Source organism: Sphingomonas yunnanensis (assembly GCF_019898765.1).
GTDB lineage: Bacteria > Pseudomonadota > Alphaproteobacteria > Sphingomonadales > Sphingomonadaceae > Sphingomonas > Sphingomonas yunnanensis.
The window spans coordinates 97,501-119,470 of the sequence record NZ_JAIOKB010000009.1 but is presented as its reverse complement, the minus strand read 5'-3'; the positions used below and the strand labels follow the sequence as shown (position 1 = coordinate 119,470).

The following is a 21,970-nucleotide window of genomic DNA, read 5'->3' as shown; positions in this document are numbered from 1 at the left end:
CTTCGATGCCCACTTCTGGTTTGGTCGTTGGCGACCGATGCCGGACGTACGCGAACGGTGCGGCTCACGGGGGGCAGATACATCGGGGTCTGCCTGCGTTGTCGGAGCGCTACCTTGCGGAACAGTCTTGCAGATCGACGGGTCAGCGCGCGCGCGGTCATCGGGTGGGTGCGACAAGCCTCGCAAGCGGATGATGATCGGTAGGCGCAGGCGAGGGCACCCGCCGATACCTAGCTTGCCATTTCAGCGCCCGGCTCGGCTCTGACCAGCCGGCGATCGCGAGCGATCTTCGCCAGTAAGGTGCGGCTACACCCGCTCGCGTTCTATGATTTTCAGCCTGCTACGGCCGTCGCTCAGAGGTGGGAGATTGCGGCGCTGCAGCGTTATTCGCTGAACGGCCTCTATAAGGCACGGTTGCCTTCGCCTTGGCAGTGCCCTGGGCCTGGCGACGACGCAGATCCTCATAGCCCTTGCAAGGGATTGCGGGTGGACATCGAGCATCATGGCGTTGACCGCCGCGAACATGCGGGCAGTGAACTCTTCGGCTGGCGCCGTCAGGCTCCACGATGTCGGGAGGTCCAGTGCAACGATGCGGACCTGCTTGGCGTCGATCAAACCGCGCAGCCGCTGCCAGTCCGAGGAGGTGAGGCGAGACAGCCGGTCGACCTGCTCCACCAACAGCACGTCAACAGGCTCACAGTCGGCCAGCAGGCGGAACAGCTCAGGCCAATACAGCTTCGCCCCACTCTCATTTTCAACGTAGCGCGCCGCGATCTTGAAGCCTTGCTCCGCAGCGAAGGAATTCAGCGGACCGCGTGTGCGTGACGCGTCCCATTCAGAGGTGGAGGCGCGGAGGTAGGCTCGGATGAACGTGCTGCGATCTATAATACGTGGTGCTTATTGGTCCGGTCCTTTTTGCGTGGCCGGACGGCCTATAAAGCACCAGCCGTTTGCCGGTCTTCATAAGGTACACCTAAAAGGTACCTGCTGTCGTGGCACATCCGCCATCAGCATGGCGGCGTGTCATGCTGGCTCGTCAGTGGCACGTGGGCAAGCCGATGCCGCGTCTACCTGGCCGTTGCTGCACGCGGTCATGCTGCCTATGTTGCGGGTGCGTGATCCACGAGGCCGGCGGTATCAGTATGACCCTTCAAATCAACATAACGCCTAATGGGCGCATGAGCCTGCCGGCCGACGTTCGGAAGCGACTTGGTCTGAGTGGCGGTGGTGCGGTCTACCTCGATGAAACCGAATATGGTGTGGTTCTGCGGACGGCGAGCCAGGCCGTGGCACGTGCTCAGGCGCTGGCCAAGCAGTACACCGGCGGCAACCCCGACGCGTCCGTTGAGGCATTTCTTGCCCGCCGTCGGGAGGACAGTGGCGAATGAGCGTGGTGCTGGACGCGTCTGCGATCATTGCGATGCTGAAAGGTGAACGTGGAGCGGCGAAGGTGGCGGCGGAGATCGGCGGGGCGCGGGTGAGCAGCGTCAACTATGCCGAGGTGATCAGCCATTTCGTCCATGCCGGTATGCCCGAGCGCGAGGTGGATGCCATGCTTGATCCACTACCGCTGACGGTGGTGCCGGCCGAAAAGGCGCTAGCGCAGATCGCTGGTCGGCTGCGGGTGGCGACAGCCGAAGCGGGGCTCAGCCTTGGCGATCGCTTCTGCCTGGCACTCGCACGGCGCGACGGCTTGCCCGCGTGGACGAGTGACCAGAGCTGGAAGAAGATTGCCGATGCCGTCGGGGTGAAGGTTGTTGGGATCCGCTGATCGCGCGCGGTCGCGGGGTAGGGGAGCTGGCAGGACGCCTCGCTCGACACCCATGGTCCACAACGCCAGAAAGCTTCCATGCTACGCCTGGTCCACACAGCCGACTGGCAACTCGGCAAGCCTTACGGCCGCTTCGACAGCGACGTACGCGCTGCTCTCAGCGAGGCGCGGTTCGATGCGATCGACGCGATCGGTAAGGCGGCAGCCGAGCATGACGTTGCGCACGTACTGGTCGCCGGCGATGTGTTCGATACCGAGGGACCGGAAGACCGCGTGATCGTGCAGGCGGTGTCGCGAATGCAGCGCTACGCCTGTACCTGGTGGTTGCTGCCCGGCAATCACGACTTCGCTCGCAACAGCGGCTTGTGGGATCGCGTGCGCGCCAAAGGCGCCACCAATATCCGCATCCTCACCGAGCCGGTGCCGTGCGAGCTGGCGCCCGGGCAGTGGCTGCTACCGGCGCCGCTGACCCACCGGCATAATCTCGACGATCCGACCGGGTTGTTCGACACGATGGAGACGCCGGGCGCGAGCTTGCGCGTCGGCCTGGCGCACGGCTCGATCCGGGACTTCTCGTCCCGCGGGGAGGCGCAGAACCAGATCGCGCCCGACCGCGCCCAGCGCTCGAGCCTCGACTATCTTGCGCTTGGAGACTGGCACGGGACCCTCCGGGTCGACGTGCGCACCTGGTACTCGGGCACGCCGGAAACTGATCGCTTCCAGCGTGATGAGCCGGGCTATGCGCTGCTCGTGACGCTTGAGGGAACGGTAGAGCCGTCGGTGTCACCGATCCGCACTGGCAGGTTCCAGTGGCTGACGCGGTCGTGGACGGTCGTCGACGCGGAAGGCTTCGCCGCCGAATGCGACCGGCTGCTTGCACAAGTAGAGCCATCGGCGACCCTGTTGCAGCTCTACCTTTCCGGCATCGTCAGCCTTTCCGACAAGATCGCGATCCTGTCCCGCCTCGACAATGATCTTCGCCATCGCCTCCGCCATCTGGCGGTCACCGCCGACGATCTCGTCGGTCGACCCAGCGAACAGGATCTGGCGGACCTGCGGGTAGAAGGCATGATCGGCACGGCCGCGGCAAAGCTGATGACCTTGATTGAGGCGGGTGGCAGCGGCGGCGACACCGCCAGGCGGGCGCTCGAGCGCTTGTTCGTGGAACATCAGCGTGGGCAGGACGCGGCATGAGCCTCCGGATTCGACGCATCGCGCTTTCCATTTTCCGCAAATACCGCGATCCTTTCGTGCTCGACGGCCTGACCGATGGGCTCAACGTCATCATCGAGCCTAACGAGACCGGCAAGTCGACGCTGCTGGAAGCGATGCGTGCCGCTTTCTTCATCCGGCACAACACCGCCAACCGGCTCGCTCGTAGCTATGCGCCTTACGGTGAGGCCGTCGCCCCTCAGATTGACATCGGCTTCGAGGCAAAGGGTGAGGAGTGGGCGGTCAGCAAGCGCTTCCTGAAGAGTGCTTCGGTCGAGGTGCGCGGACCGAAGGGGCGCGCGCAGGGCGAGGACGCCGAGGCGCAGCTGCAAGCGCTGCTCGGTGCGCGTCGCGACACCAGCCAAGGCGGCGATGTGGCCGCGCACGGGGCGCTCGGCCTGCTTTGGGTTGGGCAGGGGCAGGCTCTCGAGGTGACAGCGCCGGGTGAGATCGTGCGCGACAGTGTGCGCGCGACCCTGGAAGCCGAGGTGGGCACGATCATGGGCGGGGCCGCCTACCAGCGTGTTCGCCCCCGCATCGACAGCCAGTTCGCGGAATACTGGACTAACAGCGGCCGCCCGACCGGTCGCCAGCTCGCCGCCCGCGACGAGCATGACGCCACGCAGCGCACCTCGAGCGAGGCGATGAGCCGGCTTGCCGCACTCGAGCAAGGCTTCTCCGAGCTCGAGGCCGCGCGAGCAAGGCTGAAGGTGCTCAACCGCGATCTTGCTGACACGACCGATGCCGACCAGCGTCGGGCGCTGGCAGGCCAGCTCGACGTGGCGCGGTCTGCAGCTCAGCTGCTCGAAACACGGCGCGCCGAGCAGCGCCGCCTTATCGACCGCGTCGGGGCCCTCGAGGACCTCGCGTCCCGCCTCGCAACCGTCCGTAAAGCTGTCGGCGACACGGCTACGGCGCTCAACAAGGCACGGGAAAGCCGATCCAGTCTGGTTGGGGAGTTGGCTGCCGCCCAGGAGCGGGCGGCGACAGCCCGTGACCTTCTGGTTAGTGCTCGTGACAATCGGCGAAACGCGCATGCTGCGCTTGGCGCTGCCCGGACACGCGCTGCCGAGCGCGAGCGCTGGGTTGCGATCGGCGAGGCACAACGGCGACATGCTGAGCTGGTTGTGCTGGAGGCCGAATACGACGCAACGCGGCAGCTCGCGACCGCAGTGATCCCGACCACCGTCATCAAGGCCCTCGAAGAACGCCAACGTGCCGTCGACAAGGCGCGGGCGGCCGTCGATGCCGGTGCCACGCGGCTCGAGATTGCCGGCGATGTCAGCGGTCTGACGATCGACGGAGCTGCGGCGGAGCGTGGAGACCAGATGCTGTCTCGCGAGACGCGCATCCGACTTGGCAATGCCGAACTGATCATCCGCCCTCCGCTCGGATTGCAAGGCGCCGAGACGGTACTCGCCAACGCGATCGATGATCTGAACGCGGGGCTGGCTGAGCACGGGGTGGAGAGTGTTGCTGCGGCTCGCGTTCGCAACGAGGCCGTGCGAGATGCGGTTGCCAACCTTCGTACGCTCGAGGCGCGCATCGGTGGGATTACGCCTGCCGTGCCGCTGCTCGCGATAGAGGCGGGTGCATCGGCCCTGAAGCTCTTCCTAGCCGGATTGCAGGGAGGCGCGGAAGGGGAGGTGAGTGACGAGAGTACAGACGTTGAGGCATTGACGGTCGCAGCGGGCGGGGCGGATACGGCGCTCGCAAGGGCGGAAGGTGTCGATGCGGTGGCCTCCGAGCAGTTGCGCGAGATGGACGCGCGAAATGCTCCGCTGATGGTGCAGGAGGCTGGCGCTGAGCGGGATGCGCTCAACGCTGCGGCACAGCTTGCCACCTTGGAAGCAAAGCCTGAACTGGCCTCGCTCGAAGACACTCTGCGCGCCGCACGCCAGCAGGAGGCGGCAGCGATGGTCAACCTGCAGGATGCTGAGCGCGCGGCGACCGCGCTCGACGTCGTAACGATCGAGCGGCAGATCGGACTGCTGGACAAGCGGGTCGAGGTCGCCCGGACGCAGCGTGCCGACCTCGAGAAGGCGATCGCCGGGCTCGAGGCGCGGATCGAGGCTGAAGGCGGCAAGGGGCTGGCCGACCGCGCCGCAGTCGCGCGTGAAGAGGCGGAGGCCGCAGCTGCCAACTTGGCACGTGTGACGCAGGCAGCCGAGACGCTGAAGCTGCTTCGCGACACGCTGGAGAGCGCATGCGCCGAGACATCACGGACGTTCGTCGGGCCGGTAGCGCGGCGTGCACGTCGGCACATCGAGCGGCTGTTGCCCGGCTCCGAGCCAAGCTTCGGTGACGATCTCGGCTTGGCGGCCATCGCGCGCGGCGGCCTTGGCGAGAATTGTGCAGATCTGTCTAAGGGTACTCAGGAGCAGCTGGCGGTCCTCACCCGGCTTGCTTTTGCCGACATGCTGCTCGAGCAGGGAGTGCCGGTGTCGCTGATCCTGGACGACCCGCTGGTCTACTCGGACGATTCGCGCCTCGATCTCATGACCGAGATCCTGACAGAGGCGGCCACGAGGATGCAGGTCATTTTGCTCACCTGCCGCGATCGCGCCTTCCGGCATCTTGGCAATCGGGTCAGCCTGACGAACGACTTGTAATGAAACGGACGACAGGGATCTTTTCGCGTCCGGGCAGCCGCCGCAACAACCGTATGTCGTCCCGCGATCGGCGGAGGAGGCGGGAGCCTACGTCGGGTGGATAGCAAGCCTGTCCGCGTTTGACCTCCCGCGCGGCAACCGCCTTGTGAGATCGAGGTCACGAATATCGATCGGCGCTTATAATGAAGGCGCCTAGGTCGTACGATCATCGCAAGATTGGTCGCATTGGGTTGTTACGCAGCCGAGGTGCGTCGATGCTGCGGTATGATCCAAGGAGGACGCTCCATGAAGTCGCTGCTCGCCCTGTCTATTGCGATTGCGCCACAGTCTGGGCTTGTGCAAGCGCCGGCGGAGCGAACGATCCAGGTGACTGGCACTGCCGCGGTACGGACGCCGCCCGACCTTGCGACGTTAGTAGCCTATCTGCGAGGCGAAGGGCCAACTCCCGACGCAGCGACGCGCGACATTGCGGTGAAGCAACGCGCAGTGACGGAGGGCGTCGCTGGCTATCTGGGCTTGGGGAGCGAGATTACCACTAGTGAGGTGGTTTTAATCGAGGCGCGTGGCCCGACATGCAGCGGCCAGAACAATTATGGTGCGCAGCCGCGGCTGAGCAGCGGGGACTGCGCAGTAGTAGGCTATATTGCTACGATGCAGATGCGCGTACGCACGCCCGCCGTGGAAAAGGCGGCGACTGCGGCTGCGCTCGCAGCACGCCTCGGTGCAAGCGACGCGCGCGTGCAAGGCTTCCTTCTGTCAGACCCTCAGGCAGCGCAGGCGCGCGCCAACGCAGCAGCCTTTGAAGATGCGCGCCGCCGAGCCGCAGCGCTCGCCAGCGGTGCCCGGGTGCGCCTGGGCGAAATCACAGCTGTACGCGACCAGGCCAGCTACGAACAGAATACAGCCGGTTCTTTGCAACGCGTAGGCGCTCCTCCGCCGCCTCCGCCCCCGCCCCCACCCGCGATGTCGCCTGTGACGCTTGACACACGGCCCGCTCCAATTGAAACCCGTGCACAGGTATACGTCACCTACGCAATTGCAGGTTGAGCCGCATTCACAACTACCCGGTTGATCAGCTCGCCCGCTCGCCCGCTCGCCCGCTCGCCCGCTCGCCCGCTCGCCCGCTCGCCCGCTCGCCCTGTGGCTGTAACTCTCGCGGGAGGATATCCATAGGATATCGATATCCTTCCGTCTTTTGCTTTTTGCAACGTTGTCAGAGGGCGGCTAGTCGCGCGGCGGAAGACGCTGCTGTTCTGAAAGGGTCGGGTGGATAGCTGCCCGTCCGCTATCGGGCGGTCGGCCGGAAAACCAGCCATTCGTTCAGGAGGCAGGGGAGGGGCCCGAGCGCCTGCCGAGGGTGGAAACCGGAATGGCCGCTTTGGAGAACGGCGGAGGCTTAACTGCCGCTCGTTCAGGTTGGGTGTCGCACGACTCCTGAGTTTCGAGCATCGCGTATGTCGCTGCTTTTGCGACATCGCCATGGCTGAAGGTAATGGCTAGCAGACGTCGGGCTTTGTGGAGCGAAACGTATAGACGGGCTCGTGCAACAGGCGCTGCGCTTCGGTGTGGGCGCCGTTTGAGTCTTAAGCTCCTCCTTCGGCAGTCCGATCGCGCGGCCCCGTCGCGAGAATCAGCGTGCCGGAAGGAAGCGGGCTCTCTCGGTGGGGCGGCGTGTACACGCTACGCTTGCGATGTGCGGGGACCGCTCGTCAGCGGTGCGGCGTGCCCCGTCTGGCCTCTTTAACGGCATGCCGCAGGAAGGCCCGGGCGTGATCGAGCGCTTCCTCGTTGCTCTTCACCGCTTCGACCTCGCCGTCGCTCCGCGGCGGCTTGAACGTCTTGTGTGTCGGCACAAGCGATCCGAACTCCTCCGCAGCGGCACCGTAGATATCGCGCGCCGCGTCGGTACACAGGAACGACGTTAGGCTGTCCGGTCGCTTCTTCTTCGCACCATCGGGCGACACCCAGAACATCGCCTGCGGTTCATCCTGACCCGACTTGAGGAAAGCGGAATATGCTGTGTCGAGTTGTGCCTTGTATTCAAAACCAAATAGATCGGCGCCGAGCGGTTCGGGAGCCCAGTATTTGGCCGTGGGCTTGGGCCGTAGCGCCTCGGCGGTTGAGAAGAACGCTGGCGCGGGTTGCGGCCGGCTTAGATTGTAAAGGAGGTTGCCGACGAGATACTGTCCGGGATCACTCTGCAGGTAGACGACTCGCAGGCAGCTCGCGAGCGTCATGACGCCGGAGCACTGAGCGCAGGACTCGAGACTTGTGTAGATCGTCACGCCGTTGAAGACGTTCGAATATGCGATGTCGGCAAGATCACCTTCCGCGAGCGTCTGCCAATGGTTGTAGGCTTGGTTGAGCGTGAAAATGCGGCGAATGAGTCGCGACTCAGCGTGTTCGGCCGAGCTGTTGTACAGCTCGTTGTGGTTGAACTCGAAGTCGATGATCTCGCCGTTCTCGTCGACCGCGATGCACGCGATATTGTGCCCGATGTACCGTTCGCTGGCGCGATCTCCGATGCGCTCTCCTTCATAGGAACCGTTTCTCTTTTTTTGCGAAGGGCGCGTGGGATAATCGCCTTCCGCCCCGAACTTGTTGCCGTTCCAATATGCCCTGACGAGCGCCATCGTCAGGAGAGAGTAGATGCGGTGCCGCTCGGCCTGATCTGTGGCCACGGCCGCGGTGTCGACCTTCGCCAGATCGCTTAGCGGCTTCGCCCAGTAATGGGCGAGGCCGTCGGTGGGCTTGATTCCTGGCGGAAGAGCGTCGGCCATGGTCGATCTCCTGATGTGTCGTCAGACGACGATAACCTTATAACTGGGCCGGCGATAGATGAAGCGCGCTTGGTCCAATTTGCGAATTGAACAAGCACCAGCTCGTATAAAGTCTAAAGTTGCATTGAATACGTAATTGACGGAAGTTTTTCCCGCGATGAGTCGCTTGAAGAGAGCGACCAGGGCGAACAGATGGGGAAGCGGCATGGGACTCAAGGCCGTCGGAATCTGTTTACCGCTTCTGCTTGCGACAGCGACAGCCGGTGCCTAGCAGACTGGCACTCCGGTCGTGCCGGCAGCGCTAGCGCCGACGATGCAGCGCGATGCGCACGAGCGGCTTACCGGTGTCCTCTGGTTTAAGACGGCTGCCGAGTACCGCGTGGATACAATCAGTAAATATGCGCAGGCGCAACGCATGCTTGATCGCGCGCGCGCGAGCTTTGGCCAACCCGCCCTGGATAAGTGCCGTTCGGGCCCTTCTTGTTCCCGTTGAACGCGTCCGCGACGATCGCGAACACTAGACGGCTGTAGATGCAGTGGCGCTCGGCCTGTTCGGCGGAGACGTCGTTGTTCTCGATTCGGGTAAGCTCCTCGACGGTCCTGCTCGTATAGTACGAAAGAGGATCCTGACCAGTGCTACTCGTCGGTTTCGGCATGCTCCATTCCAAATCTTCGCCTCTGCGAAGGAGTCGGCCAACAGGACGCAACGGGCTGTAATTGTAAATAATAAAATACGACGGCACCCGATTTACTTGCGATCATCGCTTGTGCATCCTCCAATCGCTGCAATAACAGTGGCAGCACGAAGGGGAGCGCTGCCTTGGGCGAGAATCGACCGAAGTGGATGGAAGCTGATCTTCGTCGCGCCAAAATCACTGGCGAAAAGGTTTTCGCGAGCGACTACCGCTCGGACGATCTCGGATGGGGCGAGGACTGCGCTCACGCCCTCGTCGTGCGCGCGACCTGCGTCACCAAGAAGTTCAAGCGCTTGGACCTGACGAAGCTAAGCGTGGAGAACCAGCCTTCAAAGGTGATCACCGAGGAAACGATCCGCCTCGCCAACTACGACACCTCGATCGGCGTCATGCCGCCCCCGAGGGGCGCGACTTGGACAGTAACCCGCCAGATCTGCCTCGCCGACACTGTCCCCGAATTCCTTAGCCAACCTCTCGCCATCCTGATCTACGACAACTTCCTGACCTTCCGACGGGCCGCGCAGGAGATCCGAGAGGACCGTGGCATCGTCGTGTACGAGGACGTGCGGCCCCAGACGCTTCCGGCGAACCCGACGCTGGACGAGATCCTCGACGATTGGCGCACGCTCGAGGTCGACACGTCCTTGGCGAGGCAGCATTACCTCTGGTCGGCGGCACCCTACCCGGCCTCCAGCCAGTATTCGAACGGGCCGCTCACGTTCAACGCCGGAGCCTGGTCACGGGCCGATCCGACGGACCCCGTCAAGGAGAGCGCGACGGCGACCGCGATCTACGCGGACCTCGCCCTGCTCAAACCGGATCAGCTCTGCGTGGAGACTACGACCTACACCCAGCAGGTGGATCCCGCGTTCCTCGAACCCGAGAGCGGGTTGGCGCGCTTCAAGGACGGCACGCTGACGATCTTGGCCGGAACGCAATCGGCGTCCGGCGAACGCCGCGCGCTCTCGGCGTTCGTGAAGCCTGGCTCGGACATAAAGAAGGTCGAGCTCTGGGGTGCCGACTTGGGTGGCGGCTTCGGCGGCCGCGACATGGCGCCGCACCTCTTCCAGCTGGCCTTCGCCGCCATCTTCGCCGGCAAGCCGGTACGATTAGCATACGACCGCTTCGAGCAGTTCCAGGCGGGACTGAAGCGACACGGCTCCGCCGTCCACAGCCTCGTCTCCGCCACCAAGGACGGTCTCCTCGACCGCGCGCTCATGCACATCGTGTTCGAAGGCGGGGCGGAGATCAACTTGAGCAATCCCGTCATGTCCCTGGGGTCGCTTCACGCGACCAGCTTCTACAAGTTCCGGCAGGCCAGCGTGAACGGGGTTGTGACGAGGCGCGCGGTCCCGGTCGTCGGGTCGATGCGCGGCTTCGGCATCCCCCAGGTGAACTTCAACATCGAAACGGCCGTCGACAAACTCGCCGTGCTCGGACTGAAGGACGATCCCGTCGCATTCAGACGCCGCAACATCCTCCGGCACGATCCCCTGCCCACCAGCGCAGACAACGTCTTGGCCGGAACACCACTCAAGTTCCATGTCGCAAACGCCGAGGTCTGCGATCTCGCCGCCCGGCATCCGCTGTGGACCGGTCGTGATGCGGCCCGCGCCAACGCCGCCAAAGGCGGCATCTACCGGGGAGTCGGGTTCGCAGGCTGCATGCAGGCCTACGGCACCTCCGCAGATCCGCAATACGCAGCGGTCCAACTCGAATTCGACGGCACCGTTACCGTGTGGAGCGAGACTGTCGACATGGGCCAGGGCGCGAGGCAGTCGCTGGCGTTCGTGATCGAAGCGGCCTTCCATACCCGGGCGCAGGTCCAGCTTGGCACCGCCGAACCGTTCGCTGCATTCTCGGCGCTGATGCTGCAGAACGTCCAGAACGTCCAGAACGTCCCGAAGAAATGGGGCGACCGGTCGTCGGCGAGCGCGTCCAAGACGGCCTTCTTCCACGTCCACGTGGTGCGCGAGGCGTTGGCCGCCCTGCTCAGGTTCCGCATACTCCCGGCACTGCGCTTGATCACTGGCTCGATGCTCGACGACGACGCGATCACCGCCGGCTGGGGCGAGAAAGGCTTCGTAGTCGGCGCGCGCACGGTCGCGCTCTCTGAGATCGCCCAGCATCTGGAGGCCTCGGGCCGCGAGAGGATGGTAATCGCCCACGGCTACTTCGCGAATGGCTGGTCGCAGGCGCGGTTCGTCGAGGGCACCGTCGAGCACCGGAGCTTCGCTGACGCGATCGGCTTCGCGCGCGACTTCCTCGCGACGCCAACGCTCGTCGATGTTTTCGATCGCGTCTTCCCCGATCCCGCCGGGCCTGGAAAGACGCCCGTGCCGCGATCCGGATACGCGGCCGGCGCCCATCTGATCGCGGTCGAGATCGATCCGACGGCCGGCGCCATCAGGGTGACCGACGCCGTCGCCTTCCTCGACGCCGGTGAGCCCATCATCGAGAACGTGCTGGACGGGCAGGTCGAAGGCGGCCTGCAGATGGGCATTGCGCATGCCTTGTTCGAAGATCTGCCGAGAGAGTCTGGACAGGACCGGTACGTCAACTTCGATCGGTACATCATGCCACGGGCCTCTGACGTCAGCGGGATCCGGCTCGAGCAGACGCGCATTCCCCTGCCGCCCGGCGGTGCGCTCAACGCCAACGACGCCTTCATCCGCCACAAGGGTGCGGGCGAAGTGACCATGACCACCGTTGCCGCCGCAATCTCCAACGCGGTCGCTCACGCGCTGGGGCACCATTCGGCGGATGCCTGGCCGAACCGCCTGCCGATCCGATATTCAGACCTCAAGATCGCGAGAGCGCCCGGTGCTTAGGAAGACTTCTGACATCAGCTTCACTGTCAACGGCAAGTCCGAGGTCGTCGCTGACGTTCCTGAGGACATGCACCTCGGCCACTATCTGCGAGAGGTCCTCGGCAAGACCGGCACCCGGATCGGCTGCAGTATTGGCGAATGCCGAGCCTGCACCGTCATGGTCCGGCACCGTCCCGGCGAGCCGCCCGTCACGAAGCAGTCCTGCATGATTGCCATGCGCCACGTGAACGGCTGGGAGGTAACGACGATCGAGGGCATCGCGCAAGAGACGCTCCTCCATCCGGTCCAGCAGGCGATCCTCGACGAGGACGCGATGCAGTGCGGCTACTGCGCCGCCGGCTTCGCCGTGGCGGGGGTGGTGGCCTACGAGCAGATGGCGGCGCTCCCCAACCAAGATCCCGAGACGGTGATCGAGGCCGTGGCGGGCCACAACCTCTGCCGGTGCACCGGCTACACCAGGTATCTTAAGGCCATCCGGCGCGCGATCGACGAGCGGGCGCCGGCTCCGGCGCTCGCCAACCTCGCGCTGAAGCTGACGGAGAAGCAGGCGGTCGAACAGTTCGACCTGCTGGGACTGCTCGAACCGAACGTTGAGAAGGGCGCGGTCCACAACCTGCGCGCCGACTTCAGCCTCGACGCGATCGAGACGCCGCTCGCCTTCAGCCTGGCGGCCAGCCCGGCGCCGGCGCGCGGCTACGTCCCGCTCTTCGCGAACCCGCTTCTTGAACTCACAAGGCTTCTGCGGGACGCGGCGGAGATCGAGCATTCGCTGCTCGTCCAATACCTCTACGCCGCCTTCTCGGTGAAGTGCCCGGAATATCTGTCCCTGGCCGGCTGGGCGAGCCACCGGTACGGCGGCCGCCCCCTGCACGTGCTAGGAGTCGCAATCGAGGAGATGACCCACCTCGACGTCGTGAACGGTCTCCTAGTGGAGCTGGGCGCCGCTCCCCATCTCGGACGGCAGCAGTTCCCGTACGAGCAGGACATCTACCCCTTCGCCTTCTCGCTTGAGGCCTTGAGCCTCGAGACGCTCGCCAAGTACGTCTACGTGGAAGCGCCGGCCGACCGGATCGCGCCCCAGCAGCAGGACCCGGCCGACCAAGCCTTCGTGGACCAGCTCTACGGCGTCCTGGGTACGGCGCGACCCAACCAAGTCGGCTCGCTCTACAGGAAGATCGAGGCGGTCATGGGAGAGCTCCGCAACCGCGAGCCCGACCTCATCGACTTCAACCTCTGGCTGAAAAAGCTGGAGGAGGTGAGGATCGAAGGTGAGGCCGAGCACTTCGAGCTCTTCAAGTCGATCTTCCTGGGAACGCATTCGGCGCTGCCGGGCTCGCAGGTCTGGGCACCGGGCAGCCCCCAATATCCGAGCTACGCGCTCCACGTCGAAACGGGTTTGCCGCCAGCCGGCGAGGACGTTAAAGACGAACTGCTGCCCGCGCTGCGCCACATCGGTAACCTCAACTACTGGGCCGTCTGCATGCTGCTCGACCAGTCCTACCGCCGACGAGGCCGCTACCATAACGCCTCGCGCCGGCACATGACGGGACCGCTGCGCAGCGTGGCGAGCGCCCTGGCGCTTCACGGAGAGGGAGTCCCGTTCGACGCCCTGCCGCAAGGCTATGCTCCGGGCCTGGACGACAGGCAGAACCTCGCGCTGACGTTGACGATGGTGCGCGAGATTACGCAGGCTGAGATCCGCTTCAGCCGCTTCCTGCCCCCAGACTATTCGAAACGCTGCGCACTTGAGACGGTCGCGGAGCTGCTCGTTACGCTGTAGCCCGAAACGCCGACGCGCACGTGGACGTGAACGTGGACGTGAACGTTTGCCTTTGAACCATCAAAAGGATGGCCCGATGCACGGGACCCAGCCCTACCCCGGACACATGGCGACGATCTCGCAGATACAGGCTCTGGCCGCCGAGTACCGGGGCGGGAATGATCGACAATCCAACGATTGACACGCTGCCCGAAGGGGAGATTCAGGACCGCGCCGACGCGTTCGCGCGGTGCTACACTCGGCTGCTTACCTTGCTCGACAAGTGTCAACACCGAGCCAGGCAGGCTGATCGAAAGCGGCGTCCAATGTTCGATCTGCGCCGACTCGCTCTCGAGTTGCCCGCCAACCCGATCGACATTGACCGCACCGCGAATACAAGACCATGCTTCGGATACCGGTCATGAGCGCTGCCGGCCCATTGATGCAAACACTCCAGCGTTGGTTCAACCACAGAATCTAGTTGAAATAGGGTTAACCTTGTATGAAGATGGCGGTGCTCAACGACTCGGGGATATATGACTATGTCGTCGGAAAACTCAGATACCCGCAAGGTTGATTTTGAGCTTAGCCCGGAGGAATTGCGGGCGATTGCGGCGGGTAAAAGCGTCGAAATTCCCAGCTCGGTGTTCTTCGGCAAAACCGCGTTCACGATCGAGAATGCGCCTATTCCGAAGAGTATCCATGACAAGGTTACCGTCAAGCTCGAGAAAAAACACGGCGACTAATCCCGGCGCGGGGGCGACCATGACGATAAGCACAACATCCACTGTTATCGGCGGAGCTTTGACCGACATAGGATGGGATGGCGGCGCCTATCTTGACGTGCTCAACGTAGCGCTCCGTGATGTCCGCCCAAGGTTTGAAACTGACCGGTTCCGCAGCACGTTCCGCGATCAAGCGATCGACCGTGACTGGTTCGCTTCGTTGTTGGCGTCGAACCTCTACATGGAGGGATATAGCGCGGGGCGGCTCAAACAGTATGCTGGCATTGTCGGCGACGGGCTATTGCAGCGAGATATCGCGCGTCATGCCCAAGACGAAGCGCGCCATTCCCGACAGTTTTACGATCTCATTTTCCTGGTGTTCCCGCATCTTGACGATCCGACGTTGCGCGCGGAAGCTGAGGCGAACGTCGTCGATCTCAACAAGATCACTGATTGTCCCGCCGGCTATCCGCCCCCTGAGGAGGAGGAATTGGTCAATTCTCTGATTCTTATGAATCTGTTCGAGATAAAGGCGCTCTACCTCGGGAATTACCTGAAGCCGTTCATTGCGGCTCATTCGCCTGTCGCTCAGGCGCCCGCGGCGCTCGCGATGATCGAGCGTATCGCCGGAGACGAATGCCACCATATCGCCTACACAGCCCGCCACCTCGATAGGTTTATTCACCAACGCGGGCCGACCGAGATTGCGTCACTGATGTCCGGCTTTCTCGATCAAATGAACCAGTTAGAGGAATACCACCTCTGAATTGAACATTAGCAAAGGACAGGATGAGAGATGGTCGGACTCTACTTTCGTCAATCATCCGGCCTAAATGACGGATACGGGCGCGACCTCACATCGGCTATTGTCGGATCGCAGCATTTCGGGCCGAGCGTGCTCGGCCGAGAATTCAGCAACACGTTAGGAATGTCGTTGGTTTTTCAGCGTAAGCACCTTTCAACGGTTCTTTTGAATTTCCCGTACCTCGCGCCGTTGCTCGAAATCGTCTTGTTCAACGCGTCTAATGCTTTTTATGTGAATCCGCTCGTCCTGAACAAGAAATCGAGCGTCAGCGAACATGTGGACTGCCGCTATGTTCCGGGCAACGGTGCCCGCATTCTACCCACCATCGTTAGCGTTTTTTACGCGGAGATCAACGCAGCTATGCGTGGTGGCGACCTTGTCTTCGTCACCGAGGACGGGGAGCTTTTTGTGCGCCCCAACGCCAACGAAATCCTCCACTTTGTCGGCAGCGCTCGGCATTATGTATCGAAAATCGCGAATGATTGTCGTCGTGTCAGTGTCGTGATCGAACAGTATAATCTTGACGACGCAACGCTGGCGGCATTCCCGGAATGCCATCTGGTGCAAGAGCAATCAAACGGCGCTGCTCCTACGAGAAACTAACCTGCACAGCCGACATATGAGGCGGCACCTCGGCCGCTTATACTTAGTGATTGTGGCTACTGAGCCGTCACGGCGGAATTGGCGCGAGCGCTCAGCAGTCCTGCGGCTGCTGAATGGCGTACTTTAGTTGTAAGTTGCCGAACTCAGCTTCCTGGAAATGAACCTCTGCCGAAATCGTACAAGCGAGGTGAGGGCGCATTGCCTCACCAACGGCGTCAATTTTCAGAACCGTCCCCGGCCGTGCTTCCCAAAACCGACACATAGCGACGGAGTTATGAGAGAGCGGCTGTGTCGCGTATGTTCTTAGTTTCGGACGTCGCGTATATCAGCTCTTCTGCGACAGCAAACGACGAAAGGTAGTAGATAGCGATCGCCTTTCCTGCTGCTTATAGGCGATCAATCACGCGGGCAGAGCGGGACTTCACATTTCATCTACAATGCGAAGCTGACGCCGATTTTCGCGAGAAGCTCATCAGCTAGGCCCGGCGCTGGTCTCACCACCCCGCGATCACCGCCTACTCCATGCCGACCTGTACGGCCAGGGCTCCCCGCGCCTCCGCCATCGCGCGAAGCCGGCCAACAGTCACCGCCATCGCCGCCATGGCCTCCATCAGCACCAGCTCCAGGAGCCCCTCCACGGCCGCCTCTGGCTTCATAAACATGATCGGCAGGCGGAGCCCCGATTGGAGAACCGTTCAAAAAGTACCAATCGAATAGAATTGAGCCGCCGTTCCCGCCGTTGCCGCCATCGCCACCATCGCCACCATTCCCGCCGCTTTGACCGTCGCAAAATCGTCCGCAGTTAGCGTGACCGCCGCGTCCGCCCTGCTGACCTACGGAGCCCCCTCCACCGTCGCCCCCATTCGCGCTGATCGTCAACTGCCCGAATTGGCGGAGACCTGCTTTGATAGTGACGTGTAGGGCTCGAAGGCCGTCACCACCATCGACCCCTCTCGCACCAGCGTTTCCGCGGTCGCAATCTGAAGCGGGGGCAGCCTGAGCTGGTTTCGGAAGATGACTATTATCACGTCCATTCTTTCCGGAGCAATCGATCAAACCGCCTTCGAAGATACCTTCGCCTGCTTGGATCACCATGTCGTGAGCGCACCGCAACGTAGAGCCTTTACCAAGCCTAAGCCGGTTGAAAAGAAAGTACGGATTAGCCGGGTTATTGAGTTCGTGTATCTGCCCAGGTGCCAGGATAAGGTCTGGATTAGGCATCCGTCGTCTCCCCTTAGCAGCTACTTGCGCCGGTTTTTTACAACCGAGGCAAACAAGCTCCGGCGCCGATATTAGTTATGCCTTTAGGATAGGAGCATTGCAAGTCGTGTTAAGTTATCTGCTAAATACTACATTGTGCCGTACGGTCGCGTGCTTCAATGCAATGGCCGATCAAAAAAGCATTGGCCGCCCTGCTTAGCTGTCGCATGCCGAGCCCCTGCAGATCGGCGGCTTTCTAAGTGCTCGCACGCCATTTCACGAAAATGTCAGATTCGGATTGCGCATATGTCGTCGCCGTGAGCGATCAATACCAGACCTGTCGCCAAAATGCTAAGATTTACGACAGCAGTTTGGGTGCGCGCTTTGCCTCGCAAGCGGGGTGTCGCAAAAGTTAATTGCACAATGCTAGCTTTATGATACAGTTTTGCGACATGCTGATCGGCTACGCCCGTGTGTCCACCGACGACCAGGACCTCCGGCTGCAACGCGCCGCGTTGAAGGAGGCTGGGTGCAGGCGGACGTTCAAGGAGAAGGTGTCGGGTGCGAAACGTGACCGGCCCGAATTAGCCAAAATGATCGAGCAGCTGCGCGACGATGACACGGTGGTGGTGACGCGGCTGGACCGCCTGGCACGGTCCACCCGTGATCTTCTCGACATCGCCGAGAGGCTGAAGGAGGCCGGCGCCGGCCTGCGCTCGCTGGCCGAACCCTGGGCGGATACGACTTCGCCAGCTGGTCGCATGGTGCTGACCGTGTTCGCCGGCATCGCCGAGTTCGAGCGCGAGCTGATCCACCAGCGCACCAGCAGCGGACGGGTCGCGGCTAAGGCGAGAGGGGTCCGCCTCGGCCGTCCACCCAAGCTCACCTCCGATCAGATCGCGCTCGGCGAACGGTTGGTGAGCGAGGGCACGTCGGTGCGCGAAGCCGCCAAGCTGCTCAAATGCCACCATGCCACGCTATATCGGGCGCTGACCGCTGCGGCATTAACTTCGTGATGCCGGTCACTCCCCAGCCGGACGTATCGCAGGGGGAGGCCTGATGCCGATCCGCACCGAGCACGTGTTCCTGTACCCGATCGACTGGCCCCAGCTCTCGCACCATGTCCGCTTCGTGCGGGCAGGGGGCGCTTGCGAGCATTGCGGGCGGCCTCATGGGCAGAGAGTATTCCATCTCCCGGACGGGATATGGTGGGACCGCAAGCGGCAGTGCTGGCGCAACGACCAAGGTCGACGCGTGCGACGGCCGACAGAGAACGTCCTGTTGCAAGGTGCCTGGACCCCGGTGGTGCTGGCCTGTGGGCACCTTAACCATAATCCCAGCGACAGCGCGCTTCACCAGCTGGCGGCACTGTGCCAGCGCTGCCACATGTTCAACGACGGCCCGGAGCATCGGCGCCGGCGCTGGATGAACGCGCACTATCGGCGGGCCCTCGGCGATCTGTTCTACGGTCCCCATCCCGTGCTGGGGGCCGGCTGGATCACGCCCACCCCGCTCAGCATGCTCGACGATCACCGCATCGAAACGCTCTCCCGTTGACGACCGTTTCACTTATTGCGTTTGCACGGCGGACTCACTAAATGGCTGTCGCCTTGAGGAGACGAAATATGGCTGCCGTGGCCTTCAACATCGACGAGGCCTACGAGCCCACCGCGCCCGAGATCGAGGCGGCCGGTAATGCTGCACGTGCGCTATCGCGGGTGGATTCCAGCCGCCCGATCCACCTAACTGTGGAAGGCGCGGGCGAGGAAGTCATCAGCCTGCCGTCCGGTGTCTTCAACAGCATCGTCAAGATGTTGGTCGAGATCGGCAACGGCCATGCCGTCACCGTCGTGCCGGTACAGGCAGAGCTCACCACCAGCCAAGCGGCCGACTTGCTCAACATGTCGCGTCCGCATCTCATCAAGCTCCTGGAGCGTGGCGATTTGCCATTCCGGATGGTAGGTACGCATCGTAAGCTGCTCGGCCGCGATGTACTGACCTACCGGAGCCGCATGGATGCAGCCCGGCATGATGCCTTGCAGGGGATGGCGGACCTGGATCAAGAAGCCGGCCTCTTTGACGATCACGCGACCCTCGATCGTCCCTGATGCTGGTCGGCCGCTACACCGTCCTACTCGATGCCAATGTCATGCACCCCGCCATCGTGCGGGGTGCGCTCTTGTGGTTCGCCGCCAGCCGGCTGTTCAGGCCGCTCTGGAGCGAGGCGATCCTGGCCGAGTGGGAGGAAAGCCTGCGGCGGCGCTTTCCCGATCTGGCAGCTGACCATTTTCAACGGCAGCGGGCCTACATGGACAGCTTTGGGGAGGCGTTGGTCGTAGGCTACGAGCCGCTGATGCCTGCCTTGGCGCTACCTGATCCCAAGGACGTCCATGTTCTGGCGGCAGCGATCCACGGCAGGGCCGACGCGATCGTCACCTACAACCTCAAGGATTTTCCGGTCGACGTAGCCGCTCGCCATGGGATCGAGGTGAAGCATCCTGATGACTTCATTGTCAACGTCATCGATCTCGATGCGGCCAAAGCGTTGACGGCGCTCGGCAACCAGCGCCGGCAGTTCCGCAACCCTGCCGTCACCGCCGAAGATTACCTCGATCGCTTTCGGAAGAGCGGCCTGGTCCAGGCTAGCCATCGTTTGGAACCGCTCGCAGAGCTGTTCTGATCGACGCGGTGGTATCTCGCCTATCTCTTCCGCAATCTGCACTTAGATCGCCTTAGAAGGAGCTTGTCATGTCACTCTCCGCAGATCGATCGAGCTTATCCCGGCTGAACAAAGAGATTGCCGACTTGCGCACAAAAGAGGCTGCGGAAGTCAGGAAGGCAGCTGAAGCGTCGAAAAAGGTAAATGCCGCAATGGACTCGGCTCGCCGCGCTAGCTCCATCAACATGGCTAAAACCTACACCAGCACTGCTGAGCGCGAAGCGCGACACGCGCAAACCGCGCAGGTCAATCAGAGTCGATATGCCGAGCAAGCTGCCTCAAAGATCAAGAGTGCAACCAGTCTTCAAGAGAGGATTTCTAAGGAAGAAGAACGTGAGCGCAAGAAGGCGCAAGACGCCGACGACAAACGGCGGCGTGATGAAGACGCTCGGCGCAGGTCTGACGAGCAGCGACAGCGACGGGTTGACCAAGCGACTGCTGCGGCAGGGCGTGCAATGCAAAGTCGTATTGCCGAGCTGGAGGAACAGGTAGCTGCCCAGCTTGAAGCCGCCGCATCGGCCACCCCCGCCTTCCGGCCGATTCTTCCGAAGGGATCGAGCGAGATTCACGATGTCTTCGTCTCTCATGCTTGGGAGGACAAGGCTGGCTTTGTTGACAACCTGGTTATCAAGATGAAGGCTGCTGGTCTTAAGGTTTGGTACGACACGGACGCTATTGAGTGGGGCGGTAGTATTCGCCAGGCAATCGATGCAGGTTTAGCTGGTTCCTACTTTGGCATCGCGGTGTTCTCCCCCGATTTCTTTGCCAAGCCTTGGACGAACTATGAACTAGATGGGCTGTTGGAACGAGCGGCCAGCGGGGAGGGTCGCCTACTTCCTATTTGGCACCGCCTTTCCAAAGATGATGTCTTGCGGCACGCTCCATCCCTAGCGAACCGCGCTGCGCTCAACACGAGCTTGTCATCTGCTGATGATATTGTGGCCGAGTTGGTCAAACTGCGAGACCGCTATCGAGCCGCCGCTGAGGAACACGAGAGCAGCGAGGGTCCGCTCAGCCAGTCGGAGTAGAAACTCTACTGGTCAGAACCGACCAGCTGCCACGCCTGTGGAACGGGCGAGCACGCGACACCATTGATCGATCGTAGGAGAAAGTGACGTGAAGCGGTTGGCCATCTTCCTCGACGGGACGTGGAATACCCTCGAAAATAATACCAACGTATGGCGCCTGAAGTCGCTATGCGACCCCAAGGCAACCGACCAGCTCGTATACTACGGCAAGGGAGTTGGGACGACGATGGGCGAGCGGGTGCGCGGCGGCGCAATCGGCTACGGCATCGATCGCGAGATTCTCGAAGCTTACGTGTGGCTGATTCAGGTCTTCGAGCCGGGCGACAGTATATTTATTTTCGGCTTCAGCCGTGGCGCCTACGCGGCTCGCAGCCTCTCCGGGCTGATCGCCAAGTGTGGCGTGCTCTCTCCCGGGGCACCGCTCTCGATTGAACAGCTGTTTGATCGTTACCGCCGCTCCTCAGAGAGGACGCTCGCCAAGTTGCTAGGTGCGTCCGCCGACGACCGCACGCTCGAGGAGCGCTGGATGACGCGCTACTGCGTCCCAACGCCGATCCGGTTTGTCGGCGTGTGGGACACGGTTGGATCGGTGGGCAACCCGCTGTCGCCGCTGGCGCGGCGCGTTCGGGCGTATCGCTACCTCGACACGCACCTACGCAAGCAGAACGAGTTTGCCTTTCACGCGCTGGCGCTCGACGAGCGCCGCCGCGCGTTTGAGCCGACGCTGTTTACCCGCACCGTCGATAACGATGCGGCGGCGACGCCAACACGTCCGCTCAACCAAGTTGAGCAGCGCTGGTTTGTCGGCGCTCACGCGAACGTCGGAGGGGGCTACGCAAGCGACGCGCTGGCGCAGGGGCCGCTAGTTTGGATTATGGAGAAGGCGCAAGCCGCGGGGCTCACAGTGCGACCTGGCTTCAAGCCCGAAATCGTCGAGCCAACGGCGCCGATTACGAACTCTTACGCTAATTTCGGCACGCGCTTAACGCGCGCATTCTTGAGGCCGTTCGACCGGATGGTAGGCGCCAATCCCCAGGTTGGCACGGAAAAGACGACTTCGCGCATCAATGAGACGATCGACGCGTCGGTGTTCGAACGATGGCGGGCGGACTCCACTTACAGGCCGGCCAGCCTGATGGAATGGGCGGCGCGACGTCGGGTCGACCCGGCAGCGATCAGCGGCAGCATCAGCGCCGGAAACGGAACGGAGAGGGTCTCCTGAAGGTGATC

General features: G+C 62.6%; 20 protein-coding genes. 16 read left to right on the top strand and 4 right to left on the bottom strand.

Annotation, left to right across the window (positions count from 1 at the left end; translation table 11 throughout):
- Positions 1-306 precede the first annotated feature (306 nt).
- The gene (locus K7957_RS18640) at positions 307-807 is read right to left on the bottom strand and encodes a recombinase family protein (RefSeq protein ID WP_246617291.1); all 501 of its coding nucleotides are present in this window, start codon (positions 805-807) and stop codon (positions 307-309) included.
- A gap of 335 nt (positions 808-1,142) precedes the next feature.
- Between K7957_RS18640 and K7957_RS18635 the strand changes: the two genes are divergently transcribed.
- The 5 genes from K7957_RS18635 (at position 1,143) to K7957_RS20825 (ending at position 6,642) form a co-directional block, all read left to right on the top strand.
- The gene (locus K7957_RS18635; RefSeq protein WP_223014224.1) at positions 1,143-1,388 is read left to right on the top strand and encodes an AbrB/MazE/SpoVT family DNA-binding domain-containing protein; all 246 of its coding nucleotides are present in this window, start codon (positions 1,143-1,145) and stop codon (positions 1,386-1,388) included.
- Positions 1,385-1,771 carry a type II toxin-antitoxin system VapC family toxin gene (locus tag K7957_RS18630; RefSeq protein WP_223014150.1) on the top strand — a complete coding sequence of 129 codons (387 nt, stop codon included), beginning with the start codon at positions 1,385-1,387 and terminating at the stop codon, positions 1,769-1,771. The genes K7957_RS18635 and K7957_RS18630 overlap by 4 nt, the downstream gene beginning before the upstream one ends.
- A 78-nt stretch (positions 1,772-1,849) precedes the next feature.
- Complete coding sequence (locus tag K7957_RS18625) at positions 1,850-2,965, top strand: metallophosphoesterase family protein (RefSeq protein WP_223014148.1); 1,116 nt, start codon at positions 1,850-1,852, stop codon at positions 2,963-2,965.
- Positions 2,962-5,595, top strand: coding sequence for an AAA family ATPase (locus K7957_RS18620; RefSeq protein ID WP_223014146.1), 2,634 nt, complete (start codon positions 2,962-2,964; stop codon positions 5,593-5,595). Before K7957_RS18625 ends, K7957_RS18620 begins: the two co-directional genes overlap by 4 nt.
- A gap of 264 nt (positions 5,596-5,859) precedes the next feature.
- Positions 5,860-6,642 (top strand): SIMPL domain-containing protein, encoded by a 783-nt coding sequence (locus tag K7957_RS20825; protein ID WP_425517219.1) that lies wholly within the window; start codon positions 5,860-5,862, stop codon positions 6,640-6,642.
- 662 nt (positions 6,643-7,304) lie between these two features.
- On the opposite strand, the gene K7957_RS18610 is transcribed toward K7957_RS20825, so the two are convergent.
- Both K7957_RS18610 and K7957_RS18605 read right to left on the bottom strand, forming a co-directional pair.
- Entirely contained in the window at positions 7,305-8,375 is a 1,071-nt protein-coding gene (locus K7957_RS18610; RefSeq protein WP_223014142.1) for a cytidine/deoxycytidylate deaminase family protein, read from the bottom strand.
- A 389-nt stretch (positions 8,376-8,764) separates the two neighbouring features.
- On the bottom strand, positions 8,765-9,031 hold the full coding sequence (locus K7957_RS18605) for a hypothetical protein (RefSeq protein WP_223014140.1): 267 nt from the start codon (positions 9,029-9,031) through the stop codon (positions 8,765-8,767).
- A gap of 164 nt (positions 9,032-9,195) precedes the next feature.
- On the opposite strand from K7957_RS18605, the gene K7957_RS18600 reads away from it, so the two are divergent.
- The 5 genes from K7957_RS18600 (at position 9,196) to K7957_RS18580 (ending at position 15,793) form a co-directional block, all read left to right on the top strand.
- Positions 9,196-11,901: a xanthine dehydrogenase family protein molybdopterin-binding subunit gene (locus K7957_RS18600; RefSeq protein ID WP_223014138.1), complete on the top strand. Its 2,706-nt coding sequence runs from the start codon at positions 9,196-9,198 to the stop codon at positions 11,899-11,901.
- Positions 11,894-13,681 (top strand): ferritin-like domain-containing protein, encoded by a 1,788-nt coding sequence (locus tag K7957_RS18595; RefSeq protein ID WP_223014136.1) that lies wholly within the window; start codon positions 11,894-11,896, stop codon positions 13,679-13,681. The genes K7957_RS18600 and K7957_RS18595 overlap by 8 nt, the downstream gene beginning before the upstream one ends.
- Before the next feature lie 521 nt (positions 13,682-14,202).
- On the top strand, positions 14,203-14,406 hold the full coding sequence (locus K7957_RS18590; protein WP_223014134.1) for a hypothetical protein: 204 nt from the start codon (positions 14,203-14,205) through the stop codon (positions 14,404-14,406).
- A gap of 19 nt (positions 14,407-14,425) precedes the next feature.
- Positions 14,426-15,151: a hypothetical protein gene (locus tag K7957_RS18585; protein ID WP_223014132.1), complete on the top strand. Its 726-nt coding sequence runs from the start codon at positions 14,426-14,428 to the stop codon at positions 15,149-15,151.
- A 30-nt stretch (positions 15,152-15,181) separates the two neighbouring features.
- A complete protein-coding gene (locus K7957_RS18580; RefSeq protein ID WP_223014130.1) occupies positions 15,182-15,793 on the top strand; it encodes a hypothetical protein in 612 nt (203 codons plus the stop codon).
- A 515-nt stretch (positions 15,794-16,308) separates the two neighbouring features.
- Here K7957_RS18580 and K7957_RS18575 read toward each other — a convergent pair.
- Complete coding sequence (locus K7957_RS18575; RefSeq protein ID WP_223014128.1) at positions 16,309-16,449, bottom strand: hypothetical protein; 141 nt, start codon at positions 16,447-16,449, stop codon at positions 16,309-16,311.
- Between the two features lie 996 nt (positions 16,450-17,445).
- Here K7957_RS18575 and K7957_RS18570 point away from each other — a divergent pair.
- From K7957_RS18570 to K7957_RS18545, 6 genes are all read left to right on the top strand, one after another.
- On the top strand, positions 17,446-18,009 hold the full coding sequence (locus tag K7957_RS18570) for a recombinase family protein (protein ID WP_223014126.1): 564 nt from the start codon (positions 17,446-17,448) through the stop codon (positions 18,007-18,009).
- 43 nt (positions 18,010-18,052) lie between these two features.
- Positions 18,053-18,550, top strand: a complete 498-nt coding sequence (locus K7957_RS18565; protein WP_246617275.1) for a hypothetical protein — start codon at positions 18,053-18,055, stop codon at positions 18,548-18,550.
- Between the two features lie 68 nt (positions 18,551-18,618).
- Entirely contained in the window at positions 18,619-19,101 is a 483-nt protein-coding gene (locus K7957_RS20490; protein ID WP_246617274.1) for a helix-turn-helix domain-containing protein, read from the top strand.
- Complete coding sequence (locus K7957_RS18555; protein ID WP_223014124.1) at positions 19,101-19,673, top strand: PIN domain-containing protein; 573 nt, start codon at positions 19,101-19,103, stop codon at positions 19,671-19,673. The genes K7957_RS20490 and K7957_RS18555 overlap by 1 nt, the downstream gene beginning before the upstream one ends.
- Before the next feature lie 68 nt (positions 19,674-19,741).
- Positions 19,742-20,740, top strand: coding sequence for a toll/interleukin-1 receptor domain-containing protein (locus K7957_RS18550; protein ID WP_223014122.1), 999 nt, complete (start codon positions 19,742-19,744; stop codon positions 20,738-20,740).
- An 88-nt stretch (positions 20,741-20,828) separates the two neighbouring features.
- On the top strand, positions 20,829-21,962 hold the full coding sequence (locus tag K7957_RS18545) for a DUF2235 domain-containing protein (protein WP_223014120.1): 1,134 nt from the start codon (positions 20,829-20,831) through the stop codon (positions 21,960-21,962).
- Positions 21,963-21,970: the final 8 nt, after the last annotated feature.

Excerpts from the sequence above, each read along its gene's own strand:
- K7957_RS18635 (WP_223014224.1), top strand. The coding sequence starts at position 1,143 with ATGACCCTTCAAATCAACATAACGCCTAATGGGCGCATGAGCCTGCCG.
- K7957_RS18630 (WP_223014150.1), top strand. The coding sequence starts at position 1,385 with ATGAGCGTGGTGCTGGACGCGTCTGCGATCATTGCGATGCTGAAAGGT.
- K7957_RS18625 (WP_223014148.1), top strand. The coding sequence starts at position 1,850 with ATGCTACGCCTGGTCCACACAGCCGACTGGCAACTCGGCAAGCCTTAC.
- K7957_RS18620 (WP_223014146.1), top strand. The coding sequence starts at position 2,962 with ATGAGCCTCCGGATTCGACGCATCGCGCTTTCCATTTTCCGCAAATAC.
- K7957_RS20825 (WP_425517219.1), top strand. The coding sequence starts at position 5,860 with ATGATCCAAGGAGGACGCTCCATGAAGTCGCTGCTCGCCCTGTCTATT.
- K7957_RS18610 (WP_223014142.1), bottom strand. The coding sequence starts at position 8,375 with ATGGCCGACGCTCTTCCGCCAGGAATCAAGCCCACCGACGGCCTCGCC.
- K7957_RS18605 (WP_223014140.1), bottom strand. The coding sequence starts at position 9,031 with ATGCCGAAACCGACGAGTAGCACTGGTCAGGATCCTCTTTCGTACTAT.
- K7957_RS18590 (WP_223014134.1), top strand. The coding sequence starts at position 14,203 with ATGTCGTCGGAAAACTCAGATACCCGCAAGGTTGATTTTGAGCTTAGC.
- K7957_RS18585 (WP_223014132.1), top strand. The coding sequence starts at position 14,426 with ATGACGATAAGCACAACATCCACTGTTATCGGCGGAGCTTTGACCGAC.
- K7957_RS18580 (WP_223014130.1), top strand. The coding sequence starts at position 15,182 with ATGGTCGGACTCTACTTTCGTCAATCATCCGGCCTAAATGACGGATAC.
- K7957_RS18575 (WP_223014128.1), bottom strand. The coding sequence starts at position 16,449 with ATGAAGCCAGAGGCGGCCGTGGAGGGGCTCCTGGAGCTGGTGCTGATG.
- K7957_RS18570 (WP_223014126.1), top strand. The coding sequence starts at position 17,446 with ATGCTGATCGGCTACGCCCGTGTGTCCACCGACGACCAGGACCTCCGG.
- K7957_RS18565 (WP_246617275.1), top strand. The coding sequence starts at position 18,053 with ATGCCGATCCGCACCGAGCACGTGTTCCTGTACCCGATCGACTGGCCC.
- K7957_RS20490 (WP_246617274.1), top strand. The coding sequence starts at position 18,619 with ATGGCTGCCGTGGCCTTCAACATCGACGAGGCCTACGAGCCCACCGCG.
- K7957_RS18555 (WP_223014124.1), top strand. The coding sequence starts at position 19,101 with ATGCTGGTCGGCCGCTACACCGTCCTACTCGATGCCAATGTCATGCAC.
- K7957_RS18550 (WP_223014122.1), top strand. The coding sequence starts at position 19,742 with ATGTCACTCTCCGCAGATCGATCGAGCTTATCCCGGCTGAACAAAGAG.